Source organism: Chitinophaga agri (genome assembly GCF_010093065.1).
Lineage (GTDB): Bacteria > Bacteroidota > Bacteroidia > Chitinophagales > Chitinophagaceae > Chitinophaga > Chitinophaga agri.
Map to the genome: position 1 here is coordinate 2,169,955 of NZ_CP048113.1, position 21,225 is coordinate 2,191,179.

General features: G+C 47.5%; 17 protein-coding genes. 13 read left to right on the plus strand and 4 right to left on the minus strand.

Translation table 11 applies throughout. From position 1 onward, the window contains the following. Nucleotides 1-9 precede the first annotated feature (9 nt). Nucleotides 10-579, plus strand: coding sequence for an SMI1/KNR4 family protein (locus GWR21_RS08310; RefSeq protein ID WP_162331281.1), 570 nt, complete (start codon nt 10-12; stop codon nt 577-579). Here GWR21_RS08310 and GWR21_RS08315 read toward each other — a convergent pair. Further along, the gene (locus GWR21_RS08315) at nt 576-1,652 is read right to left on the minus strand and encodes a TolB-like translocation protein (RefSeq protein WP_162331282.1); all 1,077 of its coding nucleotides are present in this window, start codon (nt 1,650-1,652) and stop codon (nt 576-578) included. The two genes, GWR21_RS08310 and GWR21_RS08315, sit on opposite strands and share 4 nt — an antisense overlap. 158 nt (nt 1,653-1,810) lie before the next feature. Here GWR21_RS08315 and GWR21_RS08320 point away from each other — a divergent pair, with 158 nt between their 5' ends. The 5 genes from GWR21_RS08320 (at nt 1,811) to GWR21_RS08340 (ending at nt 11,074) form a co-directional block, all read left to right on the plus strand. Next, complete coding sequence (locus GWR21_RS08320; RefSeq protein WP_162331283.1) at nt 1,811-2,281, plus strand: VOC family protein; 471 nt, start codon at nt 1,811-1,813, stop codon at nt 2,279-2,281. A 349-nt stretch (nt 2,282-2,630) separates the two neighbouring features. Next, complete coding sequence (locus GWR21_RS08325; protein ID WP_162331284.1) at nt 2,631-5,486, plus strand: TIM-barrel domain-containing protein; 2,856 nt, start codon at nt 2,631-2,633, stop codon at nt 5,484-5,486. 102 nt (nt 5,487-5,588) lie between these two features. Further along, nucleotides 5,589-8,699, plus strand: a complete 3,111-nt coding sequence (locus tag GWR21_RS08330; RefSeq protein ID WP_162331285.1) for a SusC/RagA family TonB-linked outer membrane protein — start codon at nt 5,589-5,591, stop codon at nt 8,697-8,699. An 18-nt stretch (nt 8,700-8,717) separates the two neighbouring features. Beyond that, nucleotides 8,718-10,280 carry a RagB/SusD family nutrient uptake outer membrane protein gene (locus tag GWR21_RS08335; RefSeq protein ID WP_162331286.1) on the plus strand — a complete coding sequence of 521 codons (1,563 nt, stop codon included), beginning with the start codon at nt 8,718-8,720 and terminating at the stop codon, nt 10,278-10,280. Between the two features lie 29 nt (nt 10,281-10,309). Beyond that, nucleotides 10,310-11,074: a hypothetical protein gene (locus tag GWR21_RS08340; protein ID WP_162331287.1), complete on the plus strand. Its 765-nt coding sequence runs from the start codon at nt 10,310-10,312 to the stop codon at nt 11,072-11,074. Nucleotides 11,075-11,179: 105 nt separating this feature from the next. Here the strand turns inward: GWR21_RS08340 and GWR21_RS08345 are convergent, their stop codons facing one another. Both GWR21_RS08345 and GWR21_RS08350 read right to left on the minus strand, forming a co-directional pair. Then, nucleotides 11,180-11,566, minus strand: coding sequence for a hypothetical protein (locus GWR21_RS08345; protein ID WP_162331288.1), 387 nt, complete (start codon nt 11,564-11,566; stop codon nt 11,180-11,182). Between the two features lie 99 nt (nt 11,567-11,665). After that, complete coding sequence (locus GWR21_RS08350) at nt 11,666-13,666, minus strand: glycoside hydrolase family 19 protein (RefSeq protein ID WP_162331289.1); 2,001 nt, start codon at nt 13,664-13,666, stop codon at nt 11,666-11,668. A gap of 471 nt (nt 13,667-14,137) precedes the next feature. On the opposite strand from GWR21_RS08350, the gene GWR21_RS08355 reads away from it, so the two are divergent. The 7 genes from GWR21_RS08355 (at nt 14,138) to GWR21_RS08380 (ending at nt 19,875) form a co-directional block, all read left to right on the plus strand. Next, nucleotides 14,138-14,998 carry an alpha/beta hydrolase gene (locus tag GWR21_RS08355; RefSeq protein ID WP_162331290.1) on the plus strand — a complete coding sequence of 287 codons (861 nt, stop codon included), beginning with the start codon at nt 14,138-14,140 and terminating at the stop codon, nt 14,996-14,998. A gap of 112 nt (nt 14,999-15,110) precedes the next feature. Then, the gene (locus tag GWR21_RS08360) at nt 15,111-16,364 is read left to right on the plus strand and encodes a PAS domain-containing sensor histidine kinase (protein WP_162331291.1); all 1,254 of its coding nucleotides are present in this window, start codon (nt 15,111-15,113) and stop codon (nt 16,362-16,364) included. 21 nt (nt 16,365-16,385) lie between these two features. After that, entirely contained in the window at nt 16,386-17,444 is a 1,059-nt protein-coding gene (locus tag GWR21_RS08365; RefSeq protein ID WP_162331292.1) for a response regulator, read from the plus strand. Between the two features lie 88 nt (nt 17,445-17,532). After that, nucleotides 17,533-17,916 carry a hypothetical protein gene (locus tag GWR21_RS08370; protein WP_162331293.1) on the plus strand — a complete coding sequence of 128 codons (384 nt, stop codon included), beginning with the start codon at nt 17,533-17,535 and terminating at the stop codon, nt 17,914-17,916. Nucleotides 17,917-18,012: 96 nt separating this feature from the next. Next, complete coding sequence (locus tag GWR21_RS31875; protein WP_394367265.1) at nt 18,013-18,441, plus strand: MauE/DoxX family redox-associated membrane protein; 429 nt, start codon at nt 18,013-18,015, stop codon at nt 18,439-18,441. 88 nt (nt 18,442-18,529) lie between these two features. After that, nucleotides 18,530-18,748, plus strand: a complete 219-nt coding sequence (locus GWR21_RS08375) for a hypothetical protein (protein ID WP_162331294.1) — start codon at nt 18,530-18,532, stop codon at nt 18,746-18,748. Nucleotides 18,749-18,810: 62 nt separating this feature from the next. Continuing rightward, nucleotides 18,811-19,875, plus strand: a complete 1,065-nt coding sequence (locus tag GWR21_RS08380; protein WP_162331295.1) for a hypothetical protein — start codon at nt 18,811-18,813, stop codon at nt 19,873-19,875. Here GWR21_RS08380 and GWR21_RS08385 read toward each other — a convergent pair. Continuing rightward, nucleotides 19,872-21,158, minus strand: coding sequence for a RagB/SusD family nutrient uptake outer membrane protein (locus GWR21_RS08385; RefSeq protein ID WP_162331296.1), 1,287 nt, complete (start codon nt 21,156-21,158; stop codon nt 19,872-19,874). The genes GWR21_RS08380 and GWR21_RS08385 overlap by 4 nt on opposite strands. Nucleotides 21,159-21,225: the final 67 nt, after the last annotated feature.

The following is a 21,225-nucleotide window of genomic DNA, read 5'->3' on the forward strand; positions in this document are numbered from 1 at the left end:
ACGGAACTTATGCAGGTACTCCTGAACAAACTAGATCATTACCTGAGCACCAAACGCGCTGACTATTATGCGACCTTACAACCTGGTTTATCATCAGCCGAGATAGGCGCCCTGGAAAAAAAATATAATGTTACCCTACCTGTTGATCTCTGTGCGTTGTATCAATGGAAAAACGGACAACGCGAAGACGCACATGCCTCCTTTGTTAACAACTCCATGTTCCTCTCGCTGGAACATTCGCTGGAATCGGCCAAAGAGCTGACCAGCATGATAGGAACTGATTTTGAGATGGAAAACTGGTGGCATCCGGCATGGATACCACTGTTTGACAATGGTGGCGGTGACTATATTTGTTATGATACTGTAGGGGTGTTCACCGGTATCAGGGGACAACTGATCGAATTCTGGCATGCGGATAACGACCGGGATACCATTGCTCCTGACCTCACTTCCTTTATCGTCAGTCTTAACAAGCTATATGCGACAACTGATCCGAAGGATTTCGATGAATATTTCGAAGTAAAAGTACCCGAAGGCTACCCTAAAGGCAACTACGCCGGTGAACCAGGCAGGCGCTAAAACAATTCTTCCGGCAGATTGTACAATCTTACTTCTCCTGAGTTATGGGTTAGTAGTAACTGGCGTTGTTTATTAACACAAACGGTCACGATCTCTCCGGCGTAATCAACGATCTGTTTTGGATCCCTGGTAGGCCGTCCTGCCAGGTCGTATGCCCTGATCTCACAACCTTCAGGTAACAATTCCCCGATACATTGCATAGTAGCCCGCTCGATCAGCATCAGCCTGCCAAAGCGGGTGAACGCCAGCAGGGTCTTGTTACTGATATGCAATACGACGTATTCCAGGGAGTCATTATCTTCCTGAGACGGATACTCGTTCCTGCCATCAAACAGCTGATCTTCCTCCAACCGGGCTATCTCCTGTATGTCAGGATAGCTATATATCTGTATAGCGCCCTCCACGTGCGGCGCCGTCACCATTTCTGTCCCGTCCGGAGAGAACGTGCCTACAATCCTGTCCCATACCTCATCCAGCACTTCACACACGATCTTACCTCCACTGAAAGCCGCGCGGTAAAGCACATTGTCATCCTGTCCTGCGGCCGCTTCTATAATCACCGCCTGCTCATCAGGTGTCGGGTAGATCACATAACTATACTCCTGGTTACCTTCCATCATCCACGTATCCTGCACTTTGTGGTCGGACATACGTACTACATATAGTATGTCATTTTCCAGAGCGGAACTGGCAGGTACAATAAACCAGATCAGTTTCCCATCGGCAGAGAACGTACAGGTTGAACCGAGGAAATTACCCCATCCTTCATGAGGGAATACCCATGTGAGATTTCCCTCTCCATCCAGTATGCGGATCGTTTCATGACCGGATATTGCCATCAGGTTGCCAGCGGGATTTGTGGTAATAAGACAGTTCACATAGTCAACAGTATGTGCCTGGAGATCTTTCTTCCAGACCTGACGGAGCTCTTTATCCAGACGTATGACATGCGGGTCCTTATTGAAGTTAAGCAGATAACCACCATCGGCAAGTTCTACGATGCTGACAGGGTTTGCCTCCAGCGCCAGACGCCGGTGTATATTGAGTGCTATGCGGGTAAATGTCTTTTCCATATCTCAGGGCTTGCTGCAAATTACCGGTAATTGATGGTATTTCAAGCTATCACATCCCCCGTCCCGATTGCCCCGTAAGGAAGTCCTCTTTACACCGCTCCTGAATATCCCTGTATCAGTAAGTTTGTGCTATCAAAACACCCAAAAAAATAATCACTATGCAAAAGATCACTCCTTTCCTGTGGTATGATGGTCAGGCGGAAGAAGCGGCAAAACTATACACAGAGCTTTTTAAGAACTCATCCATCAGTAAGATCAGCCGTTATCCGCCAGGCGTGCCGGGGCAGGAAGGAAAGGTAATGACGGTGGAGTTTACACTGGACGGCCAGGAGTTCATTGCCCTGAATGGTGGTCCGCATTACTCTTTCACCCCTGCTGTGTCGATGTTTATTAAATGTGAAACGCAGGAGGAAGTTGACCGGCTATGGGATGCGCTTTCTGAGGGTGGTACCCTCGATCAGTGCGGATGGCTGCGGGATAAATTTGGCCTCTCCTGGCAGGTGGTACCGGAAGGCTTACAGGAACTACTGCAGGATAAAGATCCGGCCAGGGCACAACGAGCGGTAACGGCGATGATGCAGATGAAGAAACTGGATATCCGGGCATTGCAGGAAGCTGCAATAGGATAATACACATCTTTAACGAAAAAGCCTGCTGGTCAGACCGGCAGGCTTTTAATTTTTGCTAATATATTGTCAACCCAGTTGTCTTCCTCTTCGGCGATGATAAGCGTCCCTGAGTCATCATCTCCTCTATCTGACCTCACAGATGTCCCTGTCAACCGCCTCTTTTAACAAATAATACCCCTCCTTTTAACAAATTCCCCAACCCTACATCCCTTTTAGTTAACATTTGACACCCTAATCTAAAACAATCCCCTCCCCCCGGTCTTATACCGGACTGTTAAATTTGCCAGCACACGTTAGTGATAATATACCATTCGCAGCCAACAAATCGCAATCAGACAATTCCATCGATATGAAGAAAAAAAGACTTTTTTCGGTCGTAGCATTTACTTTCTGCCTACATCTCGCCTATGCAGGAAACATCGAAAGGCTTAAAGACGGATTACTGGTAAGGTTAGAAAAGACAACCGCCGGAGGAGTAAAGCAGGTAAAACTGCAGGTCATCACTGATAATATCATCAGGGTAACCGCCAGCCCGGCCGATTCTATTTCTGCTACCCCCAGTTTGATGGCCGTCGTTACAGGTACAAGGGAAGTGAAATGGTCAAGTGAAGAGAAAAACAACCATGTCACACTGAAAACCAGCACCTTAACGGCCAGCGTTGACCTGCGCTCCGGTGAAGTGGTGTTCAGCGACCTGAAAGGCAATATTATATTACAGGAGAAAAAGGGAGGCGGAAAGACTTTCACTCCGGCAGTCATAGACGGTAAACCCCTCTATAAACTGCAACAGGTTTTTGAATCGCCTGCGGGAGAGGCATTCTATGGTCTGGGACAACACCAGACCGGTCTGATGAACTACAAAGACCAGGATGTGGACCTGACACAATACAACTCTGTCGCTGTCATCCCTTTCCTCTTATCCAGCAAACAATACGGTATCCTCTGGGATAATTACTCCATCACCCGCTTCGGTGACGACAGGCCATACGAACAGCTGAGCAGTTTGCAGCTGACTGACAAGAATGGCAAGTCAGGTGGTCTGACTGCGACCTATGCCATGCGGTATAAACCTGACAGCATCTTCCTCCAGCAACAGGAATCGGCTATTGACTTCACCTTCCTTCCTGACCTGAAAAGAATGCCGGCTGGCTTTCCTATGAGTAAAGGTGTGATCACCTGGGAAGGCAATATCGCCTCTCTCACCGGCGGCCTGGAAAAGTTCTACATGACCACTTCCGGTTATATTAAGGTATGGATTGACGGCGAACTGAAACTCGACAAATGGAGAGAAGGCTGGAACCCTGGCCCTTCTGTATTCCGTCATCAACTGGACAAGGGTAAACAACACAAAATAAAAGTTGAATGGATCCCTGAATCTGATCAGGCATTTGTGGCTGTCAAACATCTCTCCCCTACTCCGGCGACCTTACAAAATAAAGCCGCCTTCACTTCTGAAGCAGGAGAAAAGATAGACTACTACTTTGTCTATGGTCAGCAGATGGATGATGTCATTACTGGTTATCGTACCATCACCGGTAAAGCCAGCATCGTACCAAAATGGGCGCTGGGTTACTGGCAAAGCCGTGAGCGTTACAAGACACAACGGGATGTGATCAGCACTGTCCAGGAGTTCCGTAAAAGACAGATCCCGCTCGATAATATCGTAATGGACTGGTCCTACTGGCAGGAAAATGCCTGGGGTAGCCAGGATTTTGATCCGGCACGCTTCCCTGATGCAAAAGGCATGATCGACTCCCTGCACAATATCTACAACACACATTTTATGATCTCGGCATGGCCTAAATTCTATAAGGACATTCCTAACTATAAACTGTTTGATGAAAAGGGCTGGTTGTACAAACAGAGTATCAATGATGGTATCAGAGACTGGATCGGACAGGGCTATGTATCCACCTTCTATGACGCATTCAATCCGGGCGCCCGTCAGCTGTTCTGGCAGTTACTCAGCAAACATCTGTTCAGTAAGGGCGTAGATGCCTGGTGGCTCGATGCTACTGAACCAGACGTACTCTCTAACGCTACTATAGACTACCGTAAACAACTGATGAACCCAACTGCTTTAGGGCCATCCACTCAATATTTCAATACCTATGCATTGCTGAATGCAAAAGGTATCTATGAAGGTCAGCGCCAGGAAAAACCTGATCAGCGCGTATTCATCCTCACCCGCTCCGCCTATGCTGGTATGCAACGCTATGCAGCAGCTACCTGGAGCGGTGATATCGCTGCCCGTTTCGATGAGCTGGCCCGCCAGATCCCTGCAGGTCTCAACTTTGGTATGTCTGGTATGCCCTACTGGACAACTGACATCGGCGGTTTCTATGTAGAAGATAAATACGACCGGCCGGACCCTAAAGGAGCCGACCTGGAAGAATGGAGAGAACTGAACACCAGATGGTTCCAGTACGGCGCTTTCTGTCCGCTGTTCCGCTCCCACGGTCAATATCCTTACCGCGAACCATTTAATATCGCACCGGATAACAGCAGGGAATTTAACTCAATGGTGTATTATGACAAACTGCGTTATCGTCTAATGCCATATATTTATTCCCTGGCCGGTCATACTTACCATAATGGTTATACGATCATGCGTGGTCTGGTGATGGATTTCGGTAAAGACACTGCTGTACAGCACATTGGTGACCAGTTCATGTTTGGTCCTTCTCTGCTGATCAATCCCGTATATACTTACAAGGCACGCAGCCGTAGGTTATACCTCCCTGCCAATACCGGCTGGTACAATCTGTATGACGGAACTTATACGGAAGGTGGACAATATATTACCGCGGATGCGCCGCTGGACAGGATCCCCCTGTACGCTAAAGCCGGCAGTATCATTCCGTTCGGCCCTGCTATGCAGTATACCGCACAACGTCCGGCTGATACGATCACCTTGTACGTATATACCGGCAGCAATGGCAAATTCTCCCTCTATGAAGACGAGGGCGTCAACTATAACTATGAAAAAGGACAATACAGTACAATTCCTTTCAGCTATGATGATGCGAACAAAACATTGACTATCGGCAAACGGGAAGGTACATTCCCGGGCATGCTGCAACAGCGTACGTTCCGCATTGTGAAAGCAGGTAAAGATAAACCAGTGAGCATGGATTTTGACAACCCGAATGCCATCGTAATCAGGTATGACGGTACAGCAAAGAAGATTTCACTTAAAAACTAACCACGTAAATGATAGAAAAGAACTTTTAAGTATTAACACGTTGTGAATGTAATTCACGTATACCATCAGATAAAAACATCCCGTAACTAACATTCTAACATTATGAAAACTGCGTACAAAATCAGAGATTTTGTGACTGCCTGCATGATCCCCGTATCATGCGGTTTAAGCAGCACGCTGCTATTAACCATGTTATCAGGCAACGTGGCAATGGCGCAGACTCCTAAACGAGCACTCTCCGGTAAAGTCACTACCGGAAAAGATAATAGCCCGCTTCCCGGCGCCAGCGTACGTATCAAAGGTACCAACAACGGTGCGATCACCGATGGCAATGGCAGCTTCAACCTGCAGGTGAGCGACTCCGATTCTCTCGAAGTATCCCTCGTAGGTTTTTCCAAACAGGTACTCTCCGCCAGAGGGAAGTCCACAATGACTGTCAATCTCAGCGAAGGTGCTACCGGACTGGATGAGATCGTGGTAGTAGGTTACGGTACCGAAAAGAAAAAACTGGTGACGGGGGCTATCGATCACGTGAACACGCAGCAACTGGAACAGAACCACGCCCTCCGTGTAGACCAGGCCTTACAGGGTCAGACTCCCGGCGTACAGATCACAGCTACTTCCGCTCAACCAGGTGAAAGTATGAAAGTACGTATCCGTGGTACGAGCACTGTAGGTAATGCCGATCCGCTCTACATTGTGGATGGTGTACCCACCTACGACATCAGCTACCTGAATGCTTCTGATATTGCTGCCATGGACGTACTGAAAGATGCGGCATCTTCCGCGATCTATGGTGCAAGAGCAGCCAACGGTGTAGTACTCATCACTACCCGTAAAGGCCGTGCCGGCTCCATGAAGATATCTTACGACGCTTACTATGGCACGCAAAATCCATCCCACAAAGTCTCCCTGCTAAACGCGCACGACTATGGTGTGATCATGAATGAGATGGCCATCAACTCCGGCGGCCAGCCTTACTTCACCATGGACGAACTGGGCAAACTTGGTAAGGGTACCGACTGGCAGGAGGCGATCTATAATAAGAACGCTCCTATGCAGAACCACTCACTGAGCTTTGCCGGTGGTAATGAGACTTCTGTATTCTCATCTTCCGTTGCCTATACCGAACAGGAAGGTATCATCGGTGTGAACGGTCAGTCCAAATTTGACAGGCTTTCCTTCCGCATGAACAGTGAGCATAAAATGTATAAGGACATCATCATCTTTGGTGAGAACCTGACCTATACACAGTCACGCAAAAGAGGTATCGGTGTAGGTAATATCTACAACAATGCTATCCGCTCTGTATTCAGTACCAGTCCGCTGTTTCCTGTATATGATGCTACTGGTAACTACGCTAAGTCTTCCTTTAATGTAGAAGAAGCTAACCCGGTTGCACTGATGGACTATCAGAACCAGAATAAGGATAAGACCAACCGTATCATGGGTAATACCTATTTACAGATATCTCCCATTAAAGGCCTGACGATCCGTACTGACTTTGGTATCGATATGAGCAGCACTGATTCCAGAAGCTATACGCCGATATATAACCTGTCTACTAATGTGATCAATGAACATTCACGTGCTACACAGGGTATTTACCGTACCAATTCCTGGAACTGGGACAATACCATCAACTATCAGCGTGATTTCGGTAAACATAACATCGGCGTACTCGCTGGTATGAATGCAAACGAAACCAAAGCCAGTTACCTTTACGGCTACAAGCAGGACCTGACCAAAACCGGTCTTGACAACGCTGTGATTGACAATGGTACCACTGACAGTACCCAGCGGATCTACGGTGCTGACAGCGCTGCCACCATCTATTCCTACTTCGGACGTCTCAGCTACTCATATGCGGATAAATATATGTTCACCGCGGTAGTCAGGTCTGACGCCTCTTCCCGCTTTGGCCCGAACAATCGCAGAGCATACTTCCCATCCTTCTCCGTGGGTTGGGTACCGACCAATGAAGACTTCTTCAAACCTAACTGGCTGGACTTCCTGAAGATCCGTGCCGGCTGGGGACAGAACGGTAACCTGCCTACCGGCTACTTCCAGTACCTGTCTACTATTTCCACACAATATCTCGGATACTATTTCGGTAGTGGCGACAACCCTTACATCGGTGCTGCCCCTATCAAAATATCCAATCCTGATCTGAAGTGGGAAACATCCGAACAGGCGAACATCGGCTTTGATGCGAACTTCCTGAACGACTTTAATCTGACCGTAGATATCTATCGTAAAACAACCAAAGACTGGCTGGTACCTGTAAATGTACCTGCGGTGTCAGGCGCATCTACAGTACTGATCAATGGTGGTGATGTACGTAACCAGGGTGTTGAGATCTCTCTCGGTTACAACCATACGTTCAATAAACTGAGTGTTGGTATCAATGGTAATATGGGCATCAACCGCAATGAGATCACCGATATTCCGAATAAGGAAAAGATCATCAATGGTGCAACAGCCATCACTTACCCAAGCATGCCTGAGTTTTACCGCGCACAGGTAGGTTTCCCTATGGGTTATTTCTATGGATATAAAACCGCAGGTATCTTCCAGAATGAACAGGAAGTCAATGCCTACGTATCCAAAGATGGTAAGAAGATCCAGCCGAACGCACAGCCAGGTGACGTACGTTTCCAGGACCTGAACGGCGATGGTATCATTGACAGCAAAGACCAGACACAGATCGGTAATCCATATCCTAAATTCACTTACGGTATCAATATCAACCTGGGTTATAAAGGATTTGATTTCTCCGCTTCCCTGTATGGTACACATGGCAATCAGATCTGGGATGGTACACATGATTTCTCCCGTCCGCTCAGTAACTACTCTACCGAGATCCTGGGCCGCTGGACAGGTGAAGGCAGCTCTAACCGCCTTCCTCGTGTAACAGATGGTGCTGAACTGAACCAGAACTGGATCCGTTCTTCCGACCTGTACGTACACAACGCTTCTTTCCTGCGTGTAAAGAGCCTGAACCTGGGATACGATTTCAAACAGCTGCTGCATGCAGTGCCGCTGAGTCAACTGAGATTATACGTTTCTGCTACCAACCTGTTCACCTTCACCCCCTATAAAGGTGTAGATCCTGAAGTAGGTTATGGTCCTACAGGCTGGGCTTCCGGCATTGACCTGGGTACCTATCCGCAGCCTAAATCAGTACTGGTAGGTGTGAGCGTTAAATTCTAATCCGGTAAATCATTCCACATGAAAAAGATATTTGCATCCATAATAGCCATCTCACTCTTTACTGCCTGCAGTAAGGAATTCCTGGAGCGCTCTCCTATCGATGAACAGACAGAGACCTCCTTCTATCAAACGCCCGACCAGGCATTACAGGCACTGGTCGCTGTGTACAATCAGCTGAACATCGGTGACTATGACAATATCCACCTCGTATCGGAACTGGCCAGTGACAACTGCTTCGGTGGTGGTGGTACTTCTGACCTGGTATGGAAACAGTGGGACCGCTTCCAGGAGGCGTCCAATATGAACCTGGGGGTATGGCAGAAATACTATACCGGTATTTACAGGGCCAACGTACTGCTGTCAAAGATCGACGGTGTGAACTGGGGTGCCGACAGTACCCTGAAAAACACCTATACAGCAGAAGCACGCTTCCTGAGAGCATACTTCTATTTCGACCTGGCCCGTTTCTTTGGTAATGTACCAGTAGCCACCAAGCCACTGACCGTATCAGAATACAACATGCCACAGGCTACTCCTGCTGAGACCTATAAACTCATTGCAGAAGACCTGAAGTATGCAGCAGAACACCTGCCTGCTACTGCTTACGCAGGCATCCCTACGTCTAATTACGGACGGGTGACCAAATGGGCCGCCCAGGCACTGATTGGCCGTGTATTCCTCTATTATACCGGTTATTATAATCAGAATGACCTGGCGGGTGTTGTCACAAAGTCACAGGCTATCGGTTACCTCGATAACATCATCAATGCAGGCGGTTATGGCCTGGTAGATAGCTTCCCACGCCTGTGGCAGGCTTCCGGCAGCTCCTTCGCAGGTGAAGACAATAAAGAAACGATCTGGTCTATCAAATTCACACATAAAGGGCTCGGTAACTGGGACCAGCACAATGGCAACCGTATGCAGGTGGATATTGGTATCCGCAGTCAGGTACTCAATCCCTATTACAAAGGATGGGGCGCTGGTACGGTAACCGCTAAATTATGGAATGCCTATGATGGTGCTGATACCAGGAGAAACGCTTCCATCATTTCAATTGAAGACGAAAACCTGACGGCTTACGCTGTCGGCGACCAGTCCCAGTATACTGGTTACTTCTGGAAAAAATACATGCCGCTGAACGATGGTAACGCTGACAGCAAGGGGGGAAACTTCCAGATCGATAACTATTTCGATGACGTGATCATCCGTTATGCCGATGTATTGCTGATGTCAGCAGAGCTGAACCTGGATGGTGATCTCGCTAAGGCACAGCATTATTACAACCAGGTACGTGACAGGGCATTCCTGAACACTACCAGCAGAAAAACACTGACTACTGCGGAAGGTAAGAAACTGATCATGGAAGAACGCAGACTGGAATTTGCACTGGAAGGATTACGTTACTGGGATCTGCTGCGTCAGGGTATGACCGTTGCAAAAGCTGCGATCGACAACAGTAGCACAGACGCGCAGTTCAATGTGACCTTCCGTCCGGAAACACAGGGATTGTTCAAAATACCGGAACAGGAGATCAGCCTGTCAAGTGGCGTATACAAACAAAATCCAGGATGGGCTAACTAATGTTGAATCATTCCACTAAAAACAGTATCATGAAAAAGTTTATCACCTTATCCCTGTTCGCGTTATCTGCGGTACTGGTTTCCTGCACGAAGGAAGATGAAGAAAGCATGGAAGGACCTGGCGTCACCAGGGAGCAACTGAAATTTTCCGTTACCCAGGAACAGGGACACGACAATATAGTTATGCTGAACAGCCTCACAGAAGGTAGCTACATCCCATTCTGGGAATATACCGGCGGCTTTTCTAAGAATAAAAAAGATACGATCAACCTGCCTTTTGCAGGCGACTATACCATCCGTTATACGCTCTATACACAGGGCGGACCGATCGCCGACTCTGCCAGGATCACCGTATCCAACAACGACCCTGAGTACTTCGCCAGTCCGTTGTGGAAACTGCTCACCAATGAGCAGGCTGGTAAGACCTGGGTATGGGCAACAGATATCCCGGGAGGTATCTGTTACGGCAATGGTTCAGGTGGTGCTACTGCGCCGGAATGGTGGCAGAATGGTATCGCTTACCTGACGGAACAGGGCGTGGCGGCAGATGAGATGACGTTCGATCTCAATGGCGCCAAGAACTACAGCCTTACACATGCAGGCAGTGCTAAAAAAGCACTGTTTGAACTGGATACGCTAAACAGAACACTGAAGATAACAGGTGGTGATATCATCCTGGGCAATAAAGTCACCTACGTGATCGTAAAACTGACTGCCGACGAACTCACACTGGCACAACAGGGTGATGGATGGAGAAACATCTGGATGTACAAAAGGAAAGGATTTAATTATTAGTTTTCGGGATTTTAGATGGAGAGGAAAAGGGATGAGGTTTCGCACCTCATCCCTTCTTTTTTAACTTAAAACACAGCACGCCCCACCGGCGCTGCTGATATCTTTTTATTTGATCACAACGGTATCTGTTACGAATTCATTCTCTCCGGATACAAACTGCAGATAATAAGTGCCTGCCTTCTTTTCATTGAATTTGTAGGAAGTTGTACGGATCGGCATATCCATCGTACACATACAGCCTTTGTACACGGCTTCTACAGTAATGGTACGGGTATTACCGTTGTTCTTCTCTATAAACTTGTTAAACTGGCCACAACCGCCACTTACCTGGAAATGAACAGTAGTGGCACCATCCTTCCCTGCTGCAGCCTTTTCAATACGCACAACATTAGCAGGTGCGTATCTCAAACAATCTGTTGCAGGTGCACTTGTCTTCTTGCTACATCCGGCCATGACAATACCAGCCAGGAGAATAAAATTAAATGATCTCATGAAAGTTAATTTACGCCCTCCTTCCAAAGGAAAAAGGGAACTGTAGCCTAAACGTACAAGAAGCCCATTAGGTTACAGTTCCCTTAAAAATTTAATGTTTTAACGTATGCGCACGATCTTCCTGGTACCCGCTGCACCACGTCTGCCGCTGTCAACTTTCAGTATCCATACGCCGGATGGCACCTTACTGATATCCAGTAATACCTGCTGTGCCACGTTACCTGTCGGAAGTACTACCTGTTGCAAGGCCGGCTGCCCCGTTTCTGCATGCAGCAGGGACAACACTAATTTATCTTTTCCGGCACCATTCACTGTGACGGTCAGTGTGTTGCCCGTCACCGGGTTGGGATACGCTTTCAATGTCTCATCTGTCACTGTGAGCGCCTTTACAGCAGCCATGTTTATACTACCAGCAATGCCTGCCGGACAGTTACTTATAAATGTCCATGGTTTCGCATCTCCTGTATTGATATCAGGCTGGTCGCCCTGTGTCCACCATTTTGCCTGGTAGATCTTGTTACCATAGGCAACGCGGCTACCCTGTGTATAGACACCGCCGGCAGTCCATCCGGCTACGCCACCGCAGGACTGCCCTGTTCCTCCGCCATCACCACCGTTTCCATTACAGTTCCCTAGTACTGCCCAGGTGCTGTTAGTACCGGGTACATCGCCACTGCCTGCCCACCACTGATTGCGATAGATCACGCTATTGTAACGCACGATATTACCCGCCACATCGTAGATCCTGGCAGCATCCCATGCTGGCAGGGATGCACAACCTTCGAAGGTCTGACTGTTCCATATGGTAAAACTGATCGTAGTCACGACTGAATCTTTTCCCGTGCGCAGGCCCACGGCTGTTACCGTATGCTGCCCATAACCTGCAGGCGTCCATTGTACGCTGGTACCAGCCAGGCGCAGTCCGCCCACTTTTATAAATACCTGCGTGATCTCATTTCTGGGATCATTTTTCGTCACCGTAAGGGTTACGGGTGATAAGGCTGTTACCCCGACAATTCCGTTTGCCGGTGACGTAAATGTCAGTCCGGTGAGCTGTGCACACTCCCCGTTATCGATCGCAAAACGGGCCATATTGGCGCAACCACAGTTCGCCGTATTATTGCCACCATTGAGTTCCATGCTCACCTGCTTGATGCCCGTATAACGCTGATAGTGCCCGATACGACCAAGCACCTTTGTGTTTTCCGTACCACTACCGCATTCAATTCCACCGTTGATAATGTTAACAGTGGCGCCAAATCCGGGGATAATGCCACCTGCTGTCTGTGCTGCTGTAGGCGTCCATTTACCCGGCACCATCACATCGTGACAGGAAGGCTTCGGATATTGCTGTGCCATCCAGAACCAGATGCCGGTCTGAAAAGCGATGATGCCGTCCTGTATCACTTTCTCAGGATTAGCGAGCAGCACGTTCTTATCGCCGAAGATGAACTCACTGGCCTGACCGTAGTTGTAGTTCCAGCTTAACTGGATCGGACCACGACCATGATAGGACTTACCTGCTGCCGGTGGATACTGCGTGCTTGTCTCACGGTAGCCGATATTGGTCGTACCTTCATACCCGACTTCCTCACGGAAGTAAAGTCCCCAGGCGTATTGTCCGCCGGGTGCTGTTGGCCAGCCACCTGTCGTTTCCTGTGAAATATTCGCCAGAAAAGCCATTAGCTCCCTTTTACGGGCAGTAAGGTCTCCTTCTGCAGCAAATGTTCCGTAATCAATTTCTTCGCGGATAATGGTCCCCGTAGACGTATTAAAGCCGGCATCCTGGCGGATGATCACAGCTGCACCCGTTGTCTTGTCAACACGGGTCAGTTTATACAGATTGGTGGCACAACGTCTTTCAGCAATGATCTTAATGTTCGCCATTCTTCTTACCGCCTCGGTGAAGTTGGCATAAGAGTAAAAATCCTTCGCCGCAGTAGTGGGTAATGTACCACTACCGGTGCGGTCATCCGGATTAAAGCGGTGTGGAAATATAACATCCCATTCTGCACTGGTAATGACATCCGTGAGCGATTGGGAGTAGGCTGCAGACATACAGCCGAGCAACAGTAAAACAATGAAACGTGCTGTTTTCATAGAATAGTGGATTGTGTACCCGGTGGTACGATGATTATTTTGAGTCATTACAAATATACCAAATCATGACCGTGCGCAGACGGCAGTGAAACGCTCTTTAATACACTGGTTATTAATAAATTACAGACAGCGCCATGTCTTAAACATTAAACAGCTGGCAATCAGTCAGCTATCCCTATTACAATGAATGAATGGATCGCTCGTATTTCCCCGCATTCTGCAAAATGCGTAGAACTACGGTTGACGGATATGCGCTAACGTTATAATTTTACACCCAGATTAACCCCACGTACTAATTGTCTGACAGTTTTTTAGCCCCAATCTTATTTTTTTTTTAGCCCTGAATATTAGCCCCAAAATTAACCCCTCTTTTTCCCCCCTGCCGACCGGAAGTTTCCTATCCCGCTTTCTGCGGTGATACTTTTTTATGCAGGCACTTTTATTTATTTTGTTGCCTAAACCCTTCCCGGTATGAAAAAGGTATTTTATCTGCTGTCACTCTCATTATTTGCTATGCAGACATTTGCACAAACAAACGAAAAAGACATCATTCACCTGTGGCCCGGCTCCGTACCCGGAGAAACTGCGCCAAAGAAGGCAGCTGTTCCGACAAAAGACACTAGCAGGGGCGTCATCAGACTAACAGATGTTACTGACCCGGTCATGCAGGTGTTCCTGCCGGAAAAAAGCAAGGCTAATGGAGCGGCGGTAGTGATCTGTCCAGGTGGCGGATACCAGATACTGGCTATTAACCTGGAAGGCTATGAGGTAGCCCGCTGGCTGAATGAGCAGGGCTATACAGCTTTCGTACTGCAATACCGGGTGCCACAGAAGCAGGAAGGCGCTTTACAGGATGTCCAGCGGGCCATCCGGATCGTACGCAGCCGGGCGGGTGAATGGAACCTGCAGAAAGAAAAGCTAGGTGTACTGGGCTTCTCCGCAGGTGGTAGCCTGAGCGCGAGAGCAAGCACGTTATATAATAAAAAGACGTATACTCCCATAGATGCAGGCGACAGTGCTTCTGCCCGCCCCGATTTTGCTTTACTCATCTACCCTGCCTATCTTGACCAGGGTCCCAACCATACACTTACGCCGGAATTGCAGGTAGACGGTCATACACCCCCTACCTTCCTCTTTGCCACTGCTGATGATCCGTATGCCAACAGCGCATTGGTAATGGCCGGGGCTTTACGGGAGGCAAAAGTCCACGTAGAGCTGCATATGTATGCCAAAGGCGGACACGGCTATGGCCTGCGCCCTGATAATAAAGCCGGACTGGCCTGGAGCTTGCTGGCTTCCCACTGGCTGGAAAGAAATGTCAGGGAAAAGTGAGCATTATCAGTCATCCGGATGACGGTCATCATATGAGAGCATGCTCCTTAGGTGGAATTTTACAGCCTATAGAGTATATTTACCGCATATTCTTTAACGGTAAGTATCAACTATGAAGAAGAAGTGGACCAATAAGCTGATGACTATGTTCTCCGGCAATAGCATTTACAAAAAAGAATATAATAAAGAGCTGCAACGTTTTGAAGCCCTCTTTAACTATGCCAGTATCGGCATCCTGGTAACCAACGAAAAAGGGCAGATCGTGCTGATCAATGACTTTGCCCTTAGGCAGTTTGGTTACGAAAGGGAAGAGCTGATGGGAGACTATATTGAAAAGCTGATGCCGCAACGCTTCCGCCAAAGGCATGTGGGACACCGTGATCACTATAATCATCACCCGCAAAGCCGCCCTATGGGTATTGGTCTGGACCTCTTTGCCGTTAAAAAAGACGGTAGCGAGTTTCCCGTAGAGATCAGCCTCAGTCAATATCGGCATGACGAAGGTTCTTTTGTGATCGCCTATATTAACAACATCACCGAAAGGAAAAAGGCGGAAGAAAAGATAGAAAAGCTCAATAATGAGCTGGAACATAAGATCAGTGAACGTACGCAACAGCTGACCACCGCCCTCGAGCAACTGGAACAATCCAAACAGGAAGTGATGACGGCGCTGGATAAAGAAAAGGAACTCAGCGAACTGAAATCCCGCTTTGTGTCCATGGCCTCGCATGAGTTCCGTACACCACTCAGCACCATCCTGTCGTCTGCATTCCTGGTCAACCAGTACACCACTGAAACCGAACAACCCAAGCGCGCTAAACACATCCAGCGTATCATCTCTTCCGTCACACTGCTGACGGAAGTGCTGAACGACTTCCTGTCTGTGGGCAAAATTGAGGAAGGCGGTGTCCAGGTGCGTACCAGTACCTTCGATATCCAGCAACATATTAATGGCATCATCATGGAGATGCAGGACATTGTACAGGAAGGTCAGCGTATTCAGTACACGCACAACGGCGCCACATCTGTACAACTCGACCCCTCGCTGCTGAAACATATCCTGTTGAACCTGCTGGGCAACGCCATCAAATTCTCTGGGAAACATACTGTTATACAGGTATCTACCGAACAAACCGGAAATGATGTAATATTGAAGGTGAAAGATACAGGTATCGGCATTTCCCAGGAGGATCAGCAACACCTGTTCGAACGTTTTTTCAGAGGAGCAAACGTCAGCAATATCCAGGGTACCGGACTGGGATTACATATTGTGAGCAGGTATGCAGAACTTATGAATGGGAACATCACCTGTGAAAGTGTCCTGAATGAAGGAACGACCTTCATCGTCACATTCCGGCAACTATAACTAAAAGGAATAGTACTATAAATGAAAACGATCCTGCTGATAGAAGATAATGACGATATTCGCGAGAATACTGCAGAAATACTGGAACTTGCCAACTACAAGGTCCTGACGGCTGAAAATGGGAAAACCGGCGTGGAAATGGCACTGGAGCACCTGCCCGACCTGATCGTATGTGATATTATGATGCCTGTGCTGGATGGTTACGGCGTGCTTCACCTGTTACAGAAACACGTGGAAGTCGAAGACACTCCATTTATATTCCTGACCGCCAAAAGCGAACGCGGAGACTTCCGTAAGGGAATGGAAATGGGTGCAGATGATTATATAACAAAACCATTTAGCGGTACAGACCTTCTCAATGCAGTAGAAAGCAGATTAAAGAAGTCAGAACTAAAAAAACAGGTTTTACCTCCGGATATGGAAGGAATACAACAACTGCTGTTAACAGCGACAGGCACCAATCCTTTGAAAAAACTAATGGACGAGGGCAACACCGACAGGTACAAGAAAAAACAACTGATCTACCAGGAAGGTAACCGTCCTACCAGTCTCTATTTTATCCAGAAAGGCCGCGTAAAGACCTATAAGGTCAACAACGATGGTAAAGAACTCGCTGTCAATCTATACAGTGCCGGAGAATTTCTCGGGTACGTTGCTTTACTCGAAGGCAGCAATTACCATGAAAACGCAGAAGCCCTGGAAGCATGTGAACTGACGGCTATCCCCAGAGAAGACTTTGAAACGCTGATCAATAACAACCGTGATGTAGCGCAGCAGTTTATCCGCCTGCTGGCCAAAAACATTACAGAGAAAGAACAACAGCTACTGCACCTGGCCTATAGTTCCCTGCGTAAAAAAGTAGCAGAAGCCCTGCTCTTCCTCAAGAAGAAATACCATCACGTGACTGATCAGCCGTTCTCTATTGATATCTCCAGAGAGAACCTTGCCACGATCGCAGGCACTGCGACGGAATCGATGATCCGTACACTGGGTGATTTCCGGGATGAAAAGCTGCTGGAAATAAAACAGGGTGTGATCACCATTCTGAATGAGCAGAAACTCGCCAACCTGGTGAACTAATGATAAAAATCAGTTTTTCCGCTGATGCGGGTCCTGTGCTACAGTTCAACAACAACCTATCTTTACATCAGATAAGATAGTTTTAGTAATGGAAGAACTGCTGCATGAATTAACGGCATTTAAAAAACAACTGGCGGCGCTCGAAAACCGCAATATTGCGCTGAAGACGCAGCTCGCCCACATTTTGCAATATCATTTTGACCGCTCCCTGCTGGACAGGCTGGAATATTTTCATACCACCTTCCTCCAGCAGGACACGCGGTTTGAAGCCCTCCGCGGAGAACTGGCATTACAACAGGCATGGGTCAGTGAACCCGATATCAATGCTATCAATTATGATAACATCCGCACCCACCAGGTCCATATCCGCGCTAAACTGAAGAACATGGAGGCTGATCTCCAACAGCTGATGACCAACTTCCTTGATTACATCCAGGAACACTTTCCCGCTATACCCAAATCCACACTTTAAGTACACACATATCGTCCCAACCCACACGCGATCTGTTCCGATAAAATACTTATATGATTTAGAAAAATATCCTATATTACAGAAGCGTTATATCCTATGTCTAGAAAATTGTTATCCGATATTTTATCAGCCTTACTGGTGTTCCTTTTTATATATACCGGTATCAGTAAGTTGCTGGATTATAGCACATTCCGACGGCAACTGGGACAATCGCCTTTCATCACGCTATATGCACCTATAATTGTTTGGGCATTGCCATTGGGGGAAATTATCATTGCGGGACTGCTATTATATACCCGCACACGTCTACTGGGGTTTTATCTGTCGTTTTTTCTAATGAGTCTTTTTACGTTCTATCTGATAGCTATGCTACAGCTTAGTTATTTTATTCCATGTTCGTGCGGGGGCGTATTACAGCATTTATCATGGAATGCGCACATTGTTTTTAATATTGTATTCGTCGTATTATCAACTATTGGGGTACTGCTACACGCAAGACAATTACGTACACAATCTGCTATCTGATCTCTGAAACAAAACGGCGTTTAATACAGGGGGAGCCGAAAACCTTCAGAACAGAGTAGGCATATCAATTATTTAAGTAAAACACACCATGAAAAAGACACTTTCTTTAGCGTTTTTCGCTGCCGTATGCGCAGCAGGTACTGCCTTTGCAGGTAAATTACAGGAAGATACCCAATGGCTGCTGAACGATGATTCAGTTGTATACGGTACTGTAAACCAGGTAAAAATACTCTATTGCACAGGCGCCAACAATGTACAATGTGCAGTAAGCCTGACTGGTGTTACCACCATCATCAGAAAAAGCTAGCCGATTACCTATTAAGGCAGGAAGGGTTTACAACAACCTTCCTGCTTTGCTATTAAACCTTTATGAGAAAACACATCTATACCTTACTGTCGCTACTTGTAGCGGCTTTTCTTATTGTTGTCATATTAGTACTTACTGCGCCTGCTCCCAACAAACAACCTAATGGGTTCAAACGCGATTATCTGCAACCATCCGCACTGAGCACCATTACGAAGATCCCTACCGGTAACAACATACTCGATATCATAGGCGCTGATGATAGCCTGTTCTACTTTTCCATAACAGGCAATCCGTCCATGGTCATTGCTTCTACCTTAAAAGCTGATGCAGGCATAGATACCCTCCGGCTACCAGTACCTGCATCGATCAGCGACTCAGTAAGCGAATATTTCTTCTCCCAGCGTTGCAATGATCGTTTTATTGTCTTCGGTTATAACATACCATCTATCTATAGTATGCACCTTTCAGATACCAGCCGGCACACATATGCCGTCTTCTCAAGAGGTGGCTTTTCTCAGGGCTATGCATTACGCGATGGTAAACATTTCGTACTACGTAAACTGCACATCGAACAGAAAGACCAGTTATTTATACGGGTGAATCTGGATAATGACAGCATACTCACTGAAAACAGTCTTTCCGAATTACACCGGGATGGCGGCATGAGTACAGATGGTTCACTGACGTATGACAGAAGCACCGGCCTATTCACTTACATCTATTATTACAGCAACCGTTTCTTCACGTTTGACAGCACCTTACAGCGAGTGAATAATGGTCATACTATTGATACCTTCGCCACATCGAGATTCACATTGGCCACTAATAAAGACGAATCAGGGCAGGTATATATGAATGCAGGTCCGGACATGATGGTCAATGGGTTCAGTTGCGCCGACAATGGCATTCTTTATGTACAGGCGAAGTTAAAAGCGGATAATGATGAAGACGCCCTCTTCGGCGCACATACAGTGATCGACCTGTATGAGATCAGTTCAGGAAAATATATAGGCAGCTACTATCTGAATATACCTGCACGTACCAGGATCAATCAGCTTTTTGTACAGAGAGATAAACTGATCGTGCATAGTGCAGATCATATCTTTGCGATACAATTACCCGACTAATAACCATCATTCTGACGAAGGTGGGGGTTCCTATTCAGTTCTTCCTGTGGAATAGGGTATAATGCGGCGGTCGTTTTCCATCCGGGTTTTAATGCGTGCATGATAGAATCGAGATGACCCGTACGACTCAGACTGATCCAACGATCGCCCCACTCGGTAAAGAGCTCCATCCGGCGTTCTCTATCGACGTATATCAGGCAGGAATCCCGCATGGTATCTGCACGCAATGGCTGCAAGCCGGCGCGCGACCTCAGTACATTCAGATCCGCAAGGGCAGCGCCTACATTATTTAACATGGCCTGTGCTTCCGCACGTATGAGGTACTGTTCTTCTATCCGCAGTAACATCACATACTCCTCTCTTCCCGGAGCCGCAGCTGTCCTGTTACGATATTTGCAGGCATGATGATACAATGTACCTCCATAAGTAAAGGAACCGGTCCAGTATGTCCTTCTCTTATCACCGGTTTCAAACGTCTGCATGAAGTCCGTCGTAAACGGATAAAAAGACAAACTACCCGTCGGGTTTACAGGCAGGAAGGTTTGTCCGATAAAAGTATATCCTTCGTCACGCCATAGCTGTAAAATAGCCGGACGGCTGTTACGCAGGAACACGCTGTCTGGTGAGACCAGCGGGGTATAATCTCCTGAGTTGATCACTTCCGAAGCAACGGTAATGGCATCCTCCCACCTCTCACGTTGTAAATAGACCCTCGCCAGTAGTGCCTTAGCGGACCATTTGTTGGCCCTCACCTTCTCTCCTGCTACATAATAAGGCGCCAGTACAGCGCTGGCATAGGACAGGTCAATAATGATACGTTTATATACAGAGTCAATATCAGCCTGTGATGCCAATGCCGTTTCATTGACATCAGTCGTCGTGACGAGGGGTACCCTGCCCCAGCAGCTGACCATATAATAGTAACAGTAGGCACGCAGGAACTTTGCCTCGCCTTTGAGTTGCCGTGCCTTTCCTGTGGATAGCCCGGTATGTGTTTCAATACCTTCGATCATGGCATTCGCGCCGTAAATGATCTGGTATATTTTTCTCCAGCTGGCCAGTATCTGCATATCTTCTGCAGGGATCGCATTGTTCACATATTTCAGCTGACTGCTGTTCAGGGTGGTCAGTTCATCGGCTGTCATGCCGTTGATAAGGGGCAGGATATTACTCGGGAAATAATCTGACAACTGAAAATACAGGTTTGCTACCGCAGCATCTGCGAGCCGGTCATTGGTATAGACATCCTCCGCCGGGATCTCGTCCGACGGTGAATCCACCATGATCAGCTGCCTACAGGAAACTGTCAGTAGTAAACAAGAAACAATAAAATACAATACGCGATACGAC